Source organism: Desulfitobacterium chlororespirans DSM 11544, from assembly GCF_900143285.1.
In the GTDB taxonomy this organism is placed as follows: Bacteria; Bacillota; Desulfitobacteriia; order Desulfitobacteriales; family Desulfitobacteriaceae; genus Desulfitobacterium; species Desulfitobacterium chlororespirans.
Genome location: NZ_FRDN01000016.1, coordinates 115,712 through 129,703 on the forward strand (window position 1 = coordinate 115,712; position 13,992 = coordinate 129,703).

15 protein-coding genes are annotated in these 13,992 nt (G+C 48.8%); all 15 read left to right on the top strand.

Translation table 11 applies throughout. From position 1 onward, the window contains the following. The first annotated feature begins 9 nt into the window (after positions 1–9). The 15 genes from mtaB to yqfD all read left to right on the top strand — a co-directional run bounded on the left by mtaB (position 10) and on the right by yqfD (position 13,956). The gene (gene mtaB / locus BUA14_RS22755; protein WP_072774711.1) at positions 10–1,329 is read left to right on the top strand and encodes a tRNA (N(6)-L-threonylcarbamoyladenosine(37)-C(2))-methylthiotransferase MtaB; all 1,320 of its coding nucleotides are present in this window, start codon (positions 10–12) and stop codon (positions 1,327–1,329) included. Positions 1,330–1,367: 38 nt separating this feature from the next. Beyond that, positions 1,368–2,498 (top strand): PEGA domain-containing protein, encoded by a 1,131-nt coding sequence (locus tag BUA14_RS22760; RefSeq protein ID WP_072774712.1) that lies wholly within the window; start codon positions 1,368–1,370, stop codon positions 2,496–2,498. Positions 2,499–2,541: 43 nt separating this feature from the next. Next, on the top strand, positions 2,542–2,886 hold the full coding sequence (locus BUA14_RS22765; RefSeq protein WP_072774713.1) for a histidine triad nucleotide-binding protein: 345 nt from the start codon (positions 2,542–2,544) through the stop codon (positions 2,884–2,886). A gap of 89 nt (positions 2,887–2,975) precedes the next feature. After that, on the top strand, positions 2,976–3,152 hold the full coding sequence (gene rpsU / locus BUA14_RS22770; protein WP_005816464.1) for a 30S ribosomal protein S21: 177 nt from the start codon (positions 2,976–2,978) through the stop codon (positions 3,150–3,152). Between the two features lie 14 nt (positions 3,153–3,166). Continuing rightward, positions 3,167–3,619 (top strand): GatB/YqeY domain-containing protein, encoded by a 453-nt coding sequence (locus BUA14_RS22775; RefSeq protein ID WP_011460866.1) that lies wholly within the window; start codon positions 3,167–3,169, stop codon positions 3,617–3,619. 62 nt (positions 3,620–3,681) lie between these two features. After that, complete coding sequence (locus BUA14_RS22780; RefSeq protein ID WP_072774714.1) at positions 3,682–4,140, top strand: YbaK/EbsC family protein; 459 nt, start codon at positions 3,682–3,684, stop codon at positions 4,138–4,140. Positions 4,141–4,195: 55 nt separating this feature from the next. Next, positions 4,196–4,822 (top strand): GDSL-type esterase/lipase family protein, encoded by a 627-nt coding sequence (locus tag BUA14_RS22785; RefSeq protein WP_178371779.1) that lies wholly within the window; start codon positions 4,196–4,198, stop codon positions 4,820–4,822. 313 nt (positions 4,823–5,135) lie between these two features. Then, positions 5,136–7,049 carry a proton-conducting transporter transmembrane domain-containing protein gene (locus BUA14_RS22790; RefSeq protein WP_072774716.1) on the top strand — a complete coding sequence of 638 codons (1,914 nt, stop codon included), beginning with the start codon at positions 5,136–5,138 and terminating at the stop codon, positions 7,047–7,049. Between the two features lie 12 nt (positions 7,050–7,061). Continuing rightward, complete coding sequence (locus BUA14_RS22795; protein WP_072774717.1) at positions 7,062–8,048, top strand: respiratory chain complex I subunit 1 family protein; 987 nt, start codon at positions 7,062–7,064, stop codon at positions 8,046–8,048. Between the two features lies 1 nt (position 8,049). Beyond that, complete coding sequence (locus BUA14_RS22800) at positions 8,050–8,706, top strand: hydrogenase (RefSeq protein WP_072774718.1); 657 nt, start codon at positions 8,050–8,052, stop codon at positions 8,704–8,706. Between the two features lie 9 nt (positions 8,707–8,715). Then, the gene (locus tag BUA14_RS22805) at positions 8,716–10,215 is read left to right on the top strand and encodes a hydrogenase 4 subunit F (RefSeq protein WP_072774719.1); all 1,500 of its coding nucleotides are present in this window, start codon (positions 8,716–8,718) and stop codon (positions 10,213–10,215) included. Further along, positions 10,181–11,836 carry a hydrogenase large subunit gene (locus tag BUA14_RS22810; protein WP_072774720.1) on the top strand — a complete coding sequence of 552 codons (1,656 nt, stop codon included), beginning with the start codon at positions 10,181–10,183 and terminating at the stop codon, positions 11,834–11,836. Before BUA14_RS22805 ends, BUA14_RS22810 begins: the two co-directional genes overlap by 35 nt. A gap of 18 nt (positions 11,837–11,854) precedes the next feature. After that, a complete protein-coding gene (locus BUA14_RS22815; RefSeq protein WP_072774721.1) occupies positions 11,855–12,322 on the top strand; it encodes an NADH-quinone oxidoreductase subunit B family protein in 468 nt (155 codons plus the stop codon). 117 nt (positions 12,323–12,439) lie between these two features. Continuing rightward, complete coding sequence (locus BUA14_RS22820) at positions 12,440–12,712, top strand: YabP/YqfC family sporulation protein (protein ID WP_018212473.1); 273 nt, start codon at positions 12,440–12,442, stop codon at positions 12,710–12,712. A gap of 32 nt (positions 12,713–12,744) precedes the next feature. Then, positions 12,745–13,956, top strand: coding sequence for a sporulation protein YqfD (gene yqfD / locus BUA14_RS22825; protein WP_072774722.1), 1,212 nt, complete (start codon positions 12,745–12,747; stop codon positions 13,954–13,956). Positions 13,957–13,992: the final 36 nt, after the last annotated feature.

Consider the following 13,992-nt stretch of genomic DNA (forward strand, 5'->3'; position numbering starts at 1 on the left):
GGGGTGACTATGAGTACATTACAGCAAAAAAATCCAGCGTCGGTGTGTTTTGTTACCCTTGGGTGCAAAGTGAATCAGACCGAGAGTGAGGCCTTAGGGCAGCTGTTTCGAAATAATGGCTATCATGTGGTGTCTTCCACGGAGAAGGCGGATGTGGTGGTGGTCAATACATGCACCGTGACCAATACAGGAGATGCTAAGTCCCGGCAAACCATCCGGCGTATGGTCAAGGCTCATCCTGATGCTTTCGTGGTGGTTATGGGGTGTTATGCGCAGACCGCTCCGGGAGAGATTCTCGAAATTGAAGGGGTTGACCTGGTCCTGGGAACTCAGGATCGGGGAAAAATCCTGGAGCTGATCGACCAAGTGAAGCAGGACCAGCAGCCGAAGAGCAGTGTTCGTGCCATCTGGGATGCAAAAACCTTTGAAGAACTGCCTTTGATCGAAGAGGAAAGCCGGACAAGGGCGACGTTAAAAATACAGGAGGGGTGTAATCAATTTTGCACCTATTGTATTATCCCTTATGCCCGGGGACCGGTTAGAAGCAGAATTCCTGAGAATGCCGTCACGGAGGCGGAAAAGCTGGTTGCAGCGGGTTATAAGGAGATCGTATTAACAGGAATCCATACAGGATCTTATGGAGAGGATCTGGGAGAGGATTGGGATTTGGCCCGGCTGGTCAAGGTGCTTGCTCAGATTAAAGGGCTGCACCGTTTGCGCTTGAGTTCTATTGAACCTATGGAATTTATCCCTGAGCTGATCGATGTGATCATCAATTATCCTGCGGTCTGCCCCCACCTTCATATTCCTTTGCAATGTGGCAGTGATGCCATTTTAACTCGCATGAAAAGACCTTATACCGTAAAGGCGTTCAAAGAGCTCATGCAACGCTTAACGAGTCTACAGCCGGGGATTGCCATTACCACGGACGTGATCGTAGGTTTTCCGGGGGAGACGGAGCAAAATTTTCAGGAGACGCTGGAGACAGTTCGTTCCTGCGGCTTTTCCGGAATTCATGTCTTTCCTTATTCCAAGCGCGAAGGAACTCCCGCTGCCAAGTATCCTGAGCAGATCCCCAATAAAATCAAAGAGGTACGTGTCAAAGCTCTCCTGGAAGTGGCCAGGAAGAGCCAGGAAGACTATGTCCGCAGATTTATCGGGCAGAGGGTGGAAGTCTTGATCGAGCGGGTCAGTCCGGAAGGAGTAGCTGCAGGCCATACGGGGAACTATATTCAAGTGCACTTGCCTCCCCGTGAAGGAAAACCCTGGGAAGGCGGCGAATTGGTAGAGTGCGTACTGGAAAAAAACCATGTGCGGCTTAATGGATAACTTTATAGGGTTAGCCAAGTTTTTGGGGGGAAAACCACATGAAAAAAGACAGCCCTTTTTCAAAAGAACGGTTTTTTAAGGCAAGACGGTGGAAAATTACAGGTTTTCTATTAGTTCTCGTTATCTTACTGGGCTTGGGCGCTTTTTTGATGATGCCTCCAGTGACCTTTCCCGCGCCCCATCTGGTATTCAACCGGCACACCATTCCCCCTTTCGTAACTATGGTTGAATCTGGAGGGAAAGTTGCAACCTGGAATAAAGCCAAGGGCGAAATGACCATCGAAAAGACTGGGGACAGTATAAAGCTTCATATCGATACTGACCGGATTCGGAAAATACCCATCTATATCAATGGCAGTTATGTGGGGAAATCGCCCTTGAATAAGCGTCTTTTTCCCGGTAAATATGAAATTGTAGCTAAACCTCCCGGATATATGGGCTCGATCCGGCATCTGAAGCTGACCAACGAGTATCCTAAGGATAAACAGGTCACCTTGCCAGTGGATGAACATCATTATCAGGATTACCTGGACGAGATTCTTCGTCTCGGTTATACCCCCATAAGAGTAATGGATTACTATAACCATGTTCCCATAACGGATAAAACCCTTATCCTAAGGCATGATGTGGATGAAGTGGCGGATTATGCCTTAAAAATGGCAGAAATAGAACAGACCCGGGGAGTCAAAAGCACCTACTATTTCCGGTGGCGCACTGCTGATCCGGAAGTGATCCGGAAAGTGAAGGCCATGGGGCATGAAGTGGGGCTGCACTATGAGACGTTGGCTTTCTACGCCCAGGAGATGGGCTTAAAATCAGCCGATGAAGTAACTCCCGCTGTCCGGCAGGAGCTGAGGAGACGCCTGAAATTTGAAATAGCTGAATTCGAACGACTCTATGGGGATATCTATACCATCGCCTCCCATGGAGCGGAAGAGAACAGGCAGCTGAAACTTACCAATTTTCAGGCAGTTATGGAAGGAGAAAATCCTTTGGACTATGGCATCATCGGCACAGCTTATGGAGCGATCATAGAAAAGTTCACTTATGCCAGTGATGTGGGCGGCATCTGGGAACCGTTTCCCTATCCGCAGTTAGAGGATAATAAAGGACCGTTTTATTTTCTCATCCATCCTATTCATTGGGCTTCAAGTTTCTCTGAAGATTAGCGAACAGTGAGCTTTTTGCATATAACATAGAGGGAGGGTTTTTATGTCGGAATGCATCTTTTGCAAAATAATCAATAAAGAAATTCCCAGTCAGGTTATTTTCGAGGATGAGCATGTGTTGGCTTTTAAGGATATTAATCCTGTAGCCCCGGTACATCTGCTTGTGGTTCCCAAAAAACATAGGGAAAGCCTCAATGACATCGATGTCACGGATGAAGCTTGGTTAGGGCACATTTTGATAGTGGCTAAAAAACTGGCTCAAGAGTTGGGTATCGCTGATTCAGGTTATCGTGTGGTCAACAATTGTGGTGACGATGGAGGTCAGGTGGTGAAGCATTTGCATTTCCACGTGATTGGCGGACAGCCTTTGGGTGTAAAAATCTGTTGAGAAGCTTTCAGAACTTGACGCACTCCATCTCATCCAGTATAATTATCTAGTATATCTGTACATGATCCAGTGGAGGGAGGGATAAGATAATGAGCGAAATTAAAGTCGGTAAAAACGAATCCCTGGATAGCGCACTCCGCCGGTTCAAGCGTACTTGTCAGCGTGCAGGCGTATTATCAGAGGCTCGTAAACATGAGCATTATGAAAAGCCTAGTGTTAAGCGGAAGAAAAAATCCGAAGCTGCGCGTAAACGTAAGTTCAAATAAGGAGTTGCACTGAATTGTCTCTGAAAGAACGCCTCGTTGAGGATATGAAGGTTGCCATGAAGGCCAAAGAGGAGGGGAAGGTCAGACTTTCCGTCATCCGCATGGCTCGGGCCGCCATTAAAAATGCTGAAATAGATAAGCAAGTTGAATTTAACGATGAGCAAGTCATCGAAGTCTTAGCTAAAGAAGTTAAAATGCGTCGTGATTCGATCGAAGAGTTTTCTAAGGCGAATCGCCCCGATACAGTGAAAGCCCTGGAAAAGGAAATCTCCGTTCTCATGGAATACCTTCCTCAGCAGCTTTCTGAAGGGGAGATACGTCAGTTAGCCCAAGAGACGATTACCGAAGTCGGTGCTCAAGGACCGAAAGACTTGGGGAAAGTCATGGGCAAAATTACTCCGAAGACAAAAGGACGCGCTGACGGCAAACTGGTTAACCAGATCGTGCGTGAACTTCTAGGATCTTAGCTCACTAAAAGCCTGATTGCATAGTTTAGCAATCAGGCTTTTAACATGTTAAGGAGGTCATTATGTCAATCGAAACGGTGAAGGAATTTTTTCATAGTAAAGAAATGGAAGTACCTATTCTGAAATTTAAAGATATCAGTACTGTTGTGAAAGCTGCCGAATCCTTGGGTGTTACCCCGGGGGAAATTGCCAAATCTCTCCTGCTGCAGGTTCATGATGATTTTGTCATGGTGCTTATGGCCGGGGATAAGAGGCTGGATAACCGGAAGTTTAAGGATATCTTCAAAGGGAAGCCCAAAATGCCTGCGGTTGAGCAGGTATTGGCGATGACCGGGCATCCGGTGGGAGGGGTCTGTCCTTTTGGCTTAAGACAGGAAATTCCCGTTTATTTGGATCAATCATTAAAGGAGTACGCTGTAGTCTATCCGGCTGCAGGCGCTCCTGATGCGGCTGTAAAGCTGACCGTCGCGGAATTGGCAGAGCTTGTGGCAACAGATTGGGTGAACGTGGCTCAGGAGTAATTGATTACCACATCGGGTGCTTGGTGCATAATTTATGTAAGGAGCACATTGAAAGGTGGTAGCAAGCCCTATGCATGGTATCTATCTGGCCTTAGGTGATTCATTAACGACAGGTTATGGGGTGGGGCTCAATCGTTCGTTTGCTACCCTGTATTATTCAACCTTGCTGTCCTGTTTTCCGAATCTAGGCTATGAGAATCTGGGGGTTAATGGTCTGACAAGCAGCCAACTGGTTGATATGGTCGAACAGCCCCACGTACAGCGTTTAATTATGCAGGCCAGAGTCATTACGGTGACCATTGGCTCAAACGATCTGCTCGCCCTCGGCAAGGGTTTAGCTTTAGGCCAATGGGTCAACCCTGAGCTGACTTTGCGGGATTTCCAACAAAATCTTATGTTATTGGGGGATAAGATAAGAAGGGTTAATTCATTAACCGTGCTCAAGATAGCCAGTATCTATAATCCCTTACCCCCTATGGATAAGCAAACCAATCTTTTTGCTTATACTTTGCTCAAACATGCCAATCATAGTGTCACGCAAATGGCCAGACAATACGGAGGAATCGTGGTGCCGGTTGCCAAGGCATTTAGCGGCCAGGAAATGCTGCTTCTCAGCTCCGACCATATCCATCCTAATCTGGCGGGACACCAGGTAATGGCAGAGCTCTTTGCCCGGTATTAATGAGTCATCTGAATAGGCAGAAAACACACCCACGTTTTCGGGTGTGTCTTTTTGCGCAATAAAATGAATTTGCGGGTTTAAGCTTGATTTAGAAGGCTAGGGAGTGGAATGACGGCTCAATTACGCAGGAGCTATGGATCAGGGGGAATAAGCAGGAAAATGCAAGCTTTCGCTACTTGTGTGTTGAGATGGAAAAGGGGTAAGATTAGGAGGTGCGTGTTATATAACAATTACTTATAGGCAACTTGTCCAACCTTAGAAGTTGTTTGTGTTGTAGTACAATTATTTTTATGCTGGAAGGAATGAGGTTGTGATGGTAAACATAGAGCGGGGTATTCGGGTAGGAACCATGGGTCTATCCTTGATGATAGCAGTCTTTGGTATTCTCTTTCTGGGTTGGAATTTCCATATGGACAACTTTTCAGGTCAATGGCATGGGGATGGCTTTTCTTTCGATGGATTGACAGCCTTTTTCCTTTTAGTGCTCTTGCTTGGGCAGGGTATTGCATCTCTCTATGGTCTGGGCTATATGAAAGAGTATGAGGGGAAGCGTTCTCTCCTCTCCTTTTCCTTATCCTGGGCAGCTTTTCTGGTGAGTATGGCTGGGGTTTTAATCGTCAATAATGGCTTCTATTTTCTTTTTCTTTGGGAACTCATGTCCCTTTTTTCCTTCTTGCTGGTAATATATGAACACGAAGAGAGTTCCAATCGCACAGCGGCGTTCATTTATTTTGTCATGACCCATGTGGGAACAGTTTTTTTGATTGCGGCGGTCCTGTTTCTTTACAGTAAGGCCGGAAGTTTTCTCTATGGGGATTGGGCTGCCATAACCCCGACTCTAAGTCTGGGGGAAAAGAACGGTCTTTTTCTCTGCTTTCTGATTGGTTTTGGCACGAAGGCAGGATTGGTGCCTTTTCATATCTGGCTGCCCTATGCTCATCCCGTTGCCCCTTCTCCAGTGTCCGCATTAATGTCCGGGGTGATGGTCAAAATTGCTCTCTATATGATGATGAGATGGGTGTGGTTGACCCTGGCACCCATGGAGCTATGGTGGGGCGGGTTAATGCTGGCACTCGGAGTGCTCTCTGCTTTTATCGGAATTCTCTATGCCTGTGTAGAACAGGACGTAAAGCGTCTGCTGGCTTATTCTACAGTAGAGAATATGGGTATTCTTACGATGGCTTTAGGGACGGCCATGATTGCCCGGACCCTGGGCTATTCGGACCTGGTGGTCCTTGCCTTGGCAGCCTTCTTCTGGCATGGGATTCATCACCTCCTTTTTAAGTCGGGCTTGTTTATGGCCGCGGGAAATATCATCCAGGCAACACATACAAAAAAACTTGACCATATGGGCGGTTTACTTAAGAGAATGCCCAGGACGGGCTTGTGGGCAATGGTTGGCGCTGTGGGGCTTTCCGCACTTCCACCCTTGGGAGGTTTTTGGGGTGAATGGTTGTTATTTCACGCCTTATGGAAAACTTCCGTTCAAGTGGAAGGGGGATTGTTCAAGCTGGCCCTGCCCTTAAGTCTGGCGGCGTTGGCGTTTATTTCTGCCTTAGCCCTGGCAACGATGGTGAAGTGGTTTGCCGGAGCCTTCCTGGGACAGGCTCGGTCGGCAAATGCTGCAAATGCCCAGGAGCTGCCTTGGCTTCAGACGGTATCTATGGGAGTAGCCATGATGTTGACCCTCCTGGCAACGCTGTATCCTCAAGGCCTTTGGAAACTAATCAGTGTTCCCATTTACGTGTTAAAAGACACAAGCGATTCTCCACTCACCGCCGGTTTAGCTCTGCCGCTTTGGGCAGATTTCTTTAACCTGATCACCCCTTACATCTTGCTTTTAGGCCTTTTTTCCGTAACACTCTATCAGTTATCCGCAAGAAAGCGCAAGAGGGTAGCAGGGACCTGGAATTGTGGTATGCCTTTAACCCCTCGTATGCAATACACGGGCTTAGGGATAACTATGCCTTTGCGGATAGTCATGAAAAAGGTTTTGGCCTTTCGCCCCATCATTGATAAAAAGTTTGGGGAAACCCCCTATGTGTTACAGTCCCTGCACTATCGTGGCCGAACCCGCGAGATGACGGAGGAAGTGTTCTATCGGCCTGCCATGAAGTTGCTTTTGCAGTGTGCGGAACGAATTCGCATCCTGCAAACCGGCAGTATTCACACCTATTTAGCGTATATGCTGATCACCTTAGTGGTTGTGTTGATTTGGACTATGTAAGGGGGAAAGCGGATGTTGAATTTTGGAGAATGGAATGGTGGAATAATCTTCTTTTCTTTGCTGCACTTGTTGATATTTTTGCTGGCTGCGCCTTTGCTGCAAGGCTGGATAAAGAAAGTAAAAGCCTTTTGGCAGATGCGCCAGGGACCGTCCCTCTTCCAGCCTTACCGGGATCTTTGGAAGTACATGAGGAAAGAGGAGGTTGTCTCAGAGCATGCTTCCTGGATCTTCCTGGTTACGCCTTCACTTGTTTTAGGAAGTACGATCCTTGCCAGTTGTGTTGTTCCCGGTCCCTGGGGATGGGCACCCATCCACTCCTTGGGTTCCATGTTTTGGCTGGCGGCAAGCCTTGGTCTGGCCCGGTTCTTTCTGGCTCTTGCCGGCCTGGATGCGGGGGGAACCTTTGGTGGTATGGGAAGCAGTCGTGAGGTTTTCGTAGCAGCTTTAGTGGAACCTGGATTTATTCTGAGTCTGGCCGTCCTGGCCCTGATGACAGAGACGACTTCGCTCATGGGAATGAGCGCTGCGCTGCAAGGCCTATCCATCTTTGAAACTCCCCGGGTTCTTGCCTTGTTCGCTCTTTTTGTTATCGCCATCGCCGAGCTGGGGAGGATTCCGGTCGATAACCCCGACACCCATCTGGAGTTGACGATGATTCATGAAGGAATGCTCTTGGATTACTCGGGTCCCTCTTTAGGTTTTCTGACGTGGGCGGAACAATTGAAGCAATTGCTTTTGCTGCAACTTCTGACTTTCTTGATTTTACCTGTGAATATCCAGGTTATGAACAGCTGGAGCGGGGGAATTCCTTTTGGGATGTTGCTTAGCCACGGAATTCTCCAGATCGGTTTCCTCGCTTTACTGGGTACCTTCTTTGCTACCCTGGAGAGCATCAATGTTAAAGTCAGACTTTTTCGGATTCCCAATGTCCTGGCTATGGGTTTGGCCGCGGCTGTCTTGGCTCTATTAACTCTTTGGATTACGAAAGGGGGGATATGACGTGGAAGGAACGTTGGAAAATCTTCAACAGCTGGTGCTCTTTGCTCTTTTAGCCCTCGGTCTCTATATAGTCGGTTGTGTCAAACTGAAGAAAGCGCTGATGGGTTGGACTTGGCAGGCAGTATTTCTCTCAGCGCTGATTTTCCTGGAAGGAGTAAAAGAATCCGAGTGGGAGATCCTTGCCATTGCTCTCCTCTCTTTATTGGTCAAGGGAGGAGTGATTCCTTGGGTGCTAAAACGTACCGCCGATCTATCCCACACTCAATGGGTAGGAGAAGTCTTTCTTCACCGAACCTCTTCCCTGGTGGCGGCAGCGGCCTTAACCATCCTGGCCTATGCCATAACTCAACCGCTGCTCTCCTTAGTGGAGCCTGCACTGCGTAATGGTTTGGCGATTGCTTTTGCCTTGCTTTTTTATGGGCTGTTGCTTATGGTGATTCGCAAAGTAGCCTTGGTTCAAGTGGTGGGAATCCTCTTGATTGATAATGGAATCTTCTTAGCGGGTTTCCTGCTCACCAGCGGTATGCCTCTTTTAGTGGAAGTAGGGGTGATCTTCGATGCTTTGATCGGGGTTTTGATTTTAGGGGTCCTGGCCCAGCGGATGATTCTGAAGTTTGATTCGCTGAATGTTGAGCGGCTTAATTCTTTGAAAGGGTAGGAAAGCTGAATGTTTATAGTTGTTGCCATTGTGGCAGCTTTTTGTATGTTGATCTCCACAAGCAGCCGGGCATTGAGGCTGTTCAATAGTTTGGCGCTCATAGCCCTGCTTGGCCTGGCTGGGGAAATGATTCTGCGGGTGTTCTGCCAGGGCCCGCAAAGCATTTGGGGAGGATTTTTTTTCTGGGATGCTTTGAGTGCCTTGCTTCTCGGTGTGATTGTGGTGATTGCCGCTTATGTGATTGTGTATTCCTTTTCTTATATGGAGCATGAGGTAGCAGCAGGGAAGGTCCCCCAAAGCCGGCTGCCCCGGTATTACTTCTGGGTCTGGATGTTTATCGGTACCATGCTTTGGGTGGTCAGTACTCCGAACTTGGGACTCTTGTGGGTAGGCATAGAAGGAACGACTTTGGCGACGGCTCTCCTGGTGGGCTTTTATCGGCAAAAAACCGCTGTTGAAGCCGCCTGGAAATATATCGTTCTTTGCACGGTAGGCATCAGCTTTGCTTTGTTGGGGACGATGATTCTCTATGCAGCATCAGGGCGGATCAATGGCTATAGCCTGGCTGCTCTGGACTGGAGGCTTCTGGTAGGGATGGCCGCCCAATTGGATCCGGCCTTAGTCAAGTTGGGTTGTATTTTTGCTTTTATCGGGTATGGGGCCAAGGTTGGCTTTGTTCCTATGCATCCCTGGCTGCCGGATGCTCATAGCCAAGCCCCTTCTCCGGTCAGTGCCTTATTATCCGGGGTTTTGCTTAACTGTGCTTTATATGCCATTCTGCGCTGGCATATCCTGGTCCGCCAAACGGGTCTGGGCCCGGATTTTTCCGGAAAGCTGCTGCTTGTCTTTGGGTTTATCTCTCTTGGTGCTATGGTTGCTTTTATTCTTTTGCAAAAAGACATTAAACGCCTCCTGGCTTACTCCAGTGTGGAGCATATGGGGATTATCGCTTTGGGCTTTGGACTGGGCACTCCTCTTGCTGTGTGGGGAGCCTGTTTTCATCTCATTCTTCATGCTTTGACAAAGGCAAATCTCTTTGTGGTTGTTGGCCGTGTGGTGCAGATGATGGGTACTCGCCAGATCCCCAAAATTCGAGGTGTTATGAGCTTATGGCCTTATACGGGTGGGATTCTTTTTATGGGTTTGCTGGCCATTACGGGAACGCCGCCCTTTGGAACCTTTCGCTCTGAAATCAGCATCATGGCCGGATTCTTCCAGAATCATCACCCGATCTTAGGTTTTCTAACGGCTTTATTTTTAGCGGTTATTTTTGCGGGGTTCCTCTATCACTTTTTGGGGATGCTTTTTGGTACACCGGGTGAACGCTGCTTGAAAGATAAGGGAGAAGGCAAGGAAGTGCTTTGGTTAGCTGTTCCCATGATTCTGGTCCTGATTTTGGGAGTGTTCATTCCGGAACCTCTTAATCAGGCCTTAAATCAGGTTGTGGAATTGATTCTGGGAAGGGGTGGGGAGTATGGAGAGTTCGGCAAGCTTACGCAATTATTTTGAAGAGCGGGTACTTAAGCAACCGGAGGATTTTTCCTTTGGTCTCTGGACAAAAAATGAAGGACTGGTTTGGCTGAAGCCTGCTTGCCTGCCTGAGGTCATGGAGCATCTTTGGTTGAAGGTTCCAACCCGTCCCTTGCTGATGACCCATACAGGAAATGATGAACGCAGCTTAGGTCATGGTTTTGTGATCTATCTGCTCCTCCATTTTCCCGGTGATTTCACCCTTACTTTAGGGGCACAGGGAATTGAGAAGAGCTTTCCTTCTTTAACCCTTCTTTGTCCGGCTCTGAACTGGCCGGAACGTGAGGTAAGGGATCTGCTGGGGCTTCACCCTGAGGGGCATCCTGATCCGCGCCCTCTGGTCCTTCATCCAGGCTGGGCTGAAGGCTTTTATCCTTTGCGAAAACCTCGTCCTGAGACCCCCGCCTCTATAGGCGACGAATGCCCAGGGGAGGCACTGAAAGAAGTCTCCTTCAATCCTCAGCCCCTTTCATTTACTGAAGCTGAAGGTGAGGGGACCTTCGAGATTCCGGTAGGGCCTATTCATGCCGGGATCATTGAACCGGGTCATTTCCGCTTTCAAACCATTGGGGAAACGGTTCTTCATCTTGATGCCCAGCTTTTTTATACTCACAAAGGGATTGAGAAGCTTCTGGAAGGCAAGGATCTTGAAGAGGGATTAAAAATTGTGGAGCGGGTGTGTGGAGTGTGTGCGGTCAGTCATGCTCTGGCCTATTGTGAAGCGGTGGAGAAGCTTAAGGGAATGCAGGTTCCCCGCTGGATATTGGGCTGGCGGACTGTGCTGGCGGAGCTGGAAAGGCTTTATAATCACGTGGGGGATATTGGCAACCTCTGTGCCGGAGTGGGCTTTGCCCTGGGTAATGGGAATGCTTTACAGCATAAAGAGCAGCTCCAGCGTCTCAATCATCAGCTGTTCGGGCACCGTTTCCTGCGGGGAAACATCACCCCCGGCGGGATCAAGAGGATCCTCCAACAGGAAGAAAGGTCATACCTGCAGGGGCGGTTGGCTGAACTGGAGCAGGATTTTGAAGAGTGGCTGCCGCTGATTCTGGAGCATGACGGGTTTCGTCAGAGAGCGATAACCACCGGAGTTCTAAGCAGGCAAAGTGCCCTGGACCTGGGAGTTACCGGTCCGGCGGCTCGTGCTTCAGGAATCTCCCAGGATTGGCGGGAGCGCCATGCTCATCTTTTGTATGGGGAGCTGAAGGTGGAGCCTCAGGTGGAGCAGGAAGGGGATGTCTGGAGTCGGTTGATGGTTCGGGTGCGGGAAGTGAAACAAAGTTTTGCCTTACTTGCTGAACTTTTTGGGGGAGACTTTTTACAGGATACTATGGAGCAGGGCGGTTTTGCTCTTAAGGGTTCAGAACCTTTTTCGCCCCAGCCCTATTCTTTCGCCTGGGGTTGTGCCGAATCTCCCCGGGGAACGGATGTGATCTGGCTGATGCTGGATGATGAAGGAAAGATTTATCGCTGCCGGATTCGTTCAGCCTCCTATGCCAATTGGGCTGCGGTTCCCTTGGCTGTGCTGGGGAACATTGTTCCGGATTTCCCGTTGATTAATAAGAGCTTTGAGCTATGCTACAGCTGCTGTGACCGTTAGGAAGGGAGGAAAAGGCTCATGTGGAATTTGCTGAAACGAAGCTTGAAGATGGGACGGTTAAGTGAAAAACGATGGGAGCAGGGTGAGGCCCACCTCCATTCCCTCCGTCAATCCTGGCATATCCGGCACCTGGATTGCGGTTCCTGCAACGGGTGTGATTGGGAAATGTCCGCCCTTCTCAACCCCATCTATGATTTGCAGCGCTTTGGGTTGGATTTTGTAGCTTCTCCGCGCCATGCGGATATTTTGATGTGCACCGGCCCTATGTCCACTCATCTGATTCAGGCTGCGCTGGCAACCTATGAAGGGACCCCTAACCCCAAACGGATCATTGCCGTAGGGGATTGTGCCCTGGATGGGGGGATGTTTAAAGAGGCCTATGCAGCCCATGATGGTGTGGGAGAAGTGTTGCCCGTGGATATTAAGATTCCGGGCTGCCCCCCTTCACCGGATCAGCTGCTGAAGGTCCTGCTTCAGTTAAAGTGAACAGATGGTGGAACCAGACATAATCCGTAAAGATCTTTTGCTTGCTTTGTCCTTCAAGCTTGGACTATTTGACCTCCTTCCTTCATAAACATGGTTTTAGAAGGGAGGAGGTTATTTATGTTGGATAAACTCACCAAAAATGTAGGGGAAGCGCTGGATTTTCCCCCGGATGTTGCCGGAAACGGGCCGCGTATTACTGTTACCGGCCGTCAGGAAGTTCTTGTGGAAAACTACTTGGAAATCGTTGAATTTACGCCAGAAGAGATTCTTTTACATACAACGGAAGGCCAGTTAACGATTACCGGCAAGGAACTCGTGCTTAAGACAGTATTGGCAACAGAGCTATGGATTGTCGGACAATTTACAGCTTTAGCCTATGCGAAAGGTTGAGTTTTTGTATACTATAGAGGAGGGGACTCCAAATGATTGCTAGGTTCCGAGAGTTTCTGCAAGGGCGTGTTCTTTTTGTGGCCCGGGGAAATCAGCTGCCTCGATTTATTAATGAGGGAATACGCCAGGGCATTGTATTCTATAAAACCCAGCGCTCAGAAAAAGGCGTAAGAGCCCAAGTGAAGATTCAGGACTTTCGCCGCTTAAAGCGGCCTGCCCGCATGACTCATACCCGAGTGCGCATCGTGGCAAAATACGGATGGCCTTTTGTAGCCGCACGCTGGTGGCGGCGGAAGTTCTTATTAGCTGGGATTATGATTATCGGTGTGGCACTGGCTATTTTGTCCCAGATGATTCTTTCTATTTCCGTGTCGGGGAATACGACGATTTCCAGTCAGGAGATTTTTGACAGCGCCGAAAAACATGGGCTCAAGACGTGGACACGGCAGGATTCAGTGGATTTAAATGAAGTTTCCAAACTATTGGTTGAGGAATTCCCGGATGCCGCCTGGGTCGGTATCAGCAAACATGGCACTCGTGTGGAGATTAAAGTAGTGCAAAAAGTCCGCCCCCAGGTTCCGGGTGAAGCGGGGAATTTGGTGGCGAGCAAAGCTGGATTGGTTCAGCAGGTTATGGTCATCCAAGGGACGCCGCTGGTTCATGAAGGGGAAATTGTCAAGCCGGGGCAGGTCCTGATTCAAGCACCAAGAGCTATCCACAATCCCAGTGCCAGGCCGCGAACGGACCGCCAGCTGCAACAAAAGGATTATATTCCTGAAATAGTTCCCGCTGCTAAAGGTTTTGTGCGTGGGAGGGTCTGGTACAGTGCCGAAGCTGTGGTGCCTTATTATGAGGAACGAATTATTGAGAGCGGAAATGTTGCCAAGGGATGGGGTATAAAATTCGGTGCACGAGTCATAATGGTAACAACACCGGAATCGCCTTTTAATTTAGTCAAAGAGGAAGTTCAATATCATGGGGTAACCTTATGGAGGAATTGGCGGCTTCCTGTCGAAATAGTATCTGTGCAGTATAATGAACTGCAGAAGAAGCAGATTGAACGAAATGAAATGGAAGCTCGCCAGGCTGCAGAGGAATTGGCACGGGCGGAAGTCCATGAGACGATTTCCCCGGGAGCCCGTATTTTGGAGGAAAAGGTTCGTGTCTTGGCACAGGCCGACGGTGAGCGCGTGCGCATTGAAGTAGAGTCGTATGAGGATTTAGCGGTTTACCCGGAGGAATAATTCGTGTAAGGAGTTTTAGCACCAGGGGGCGAAAAA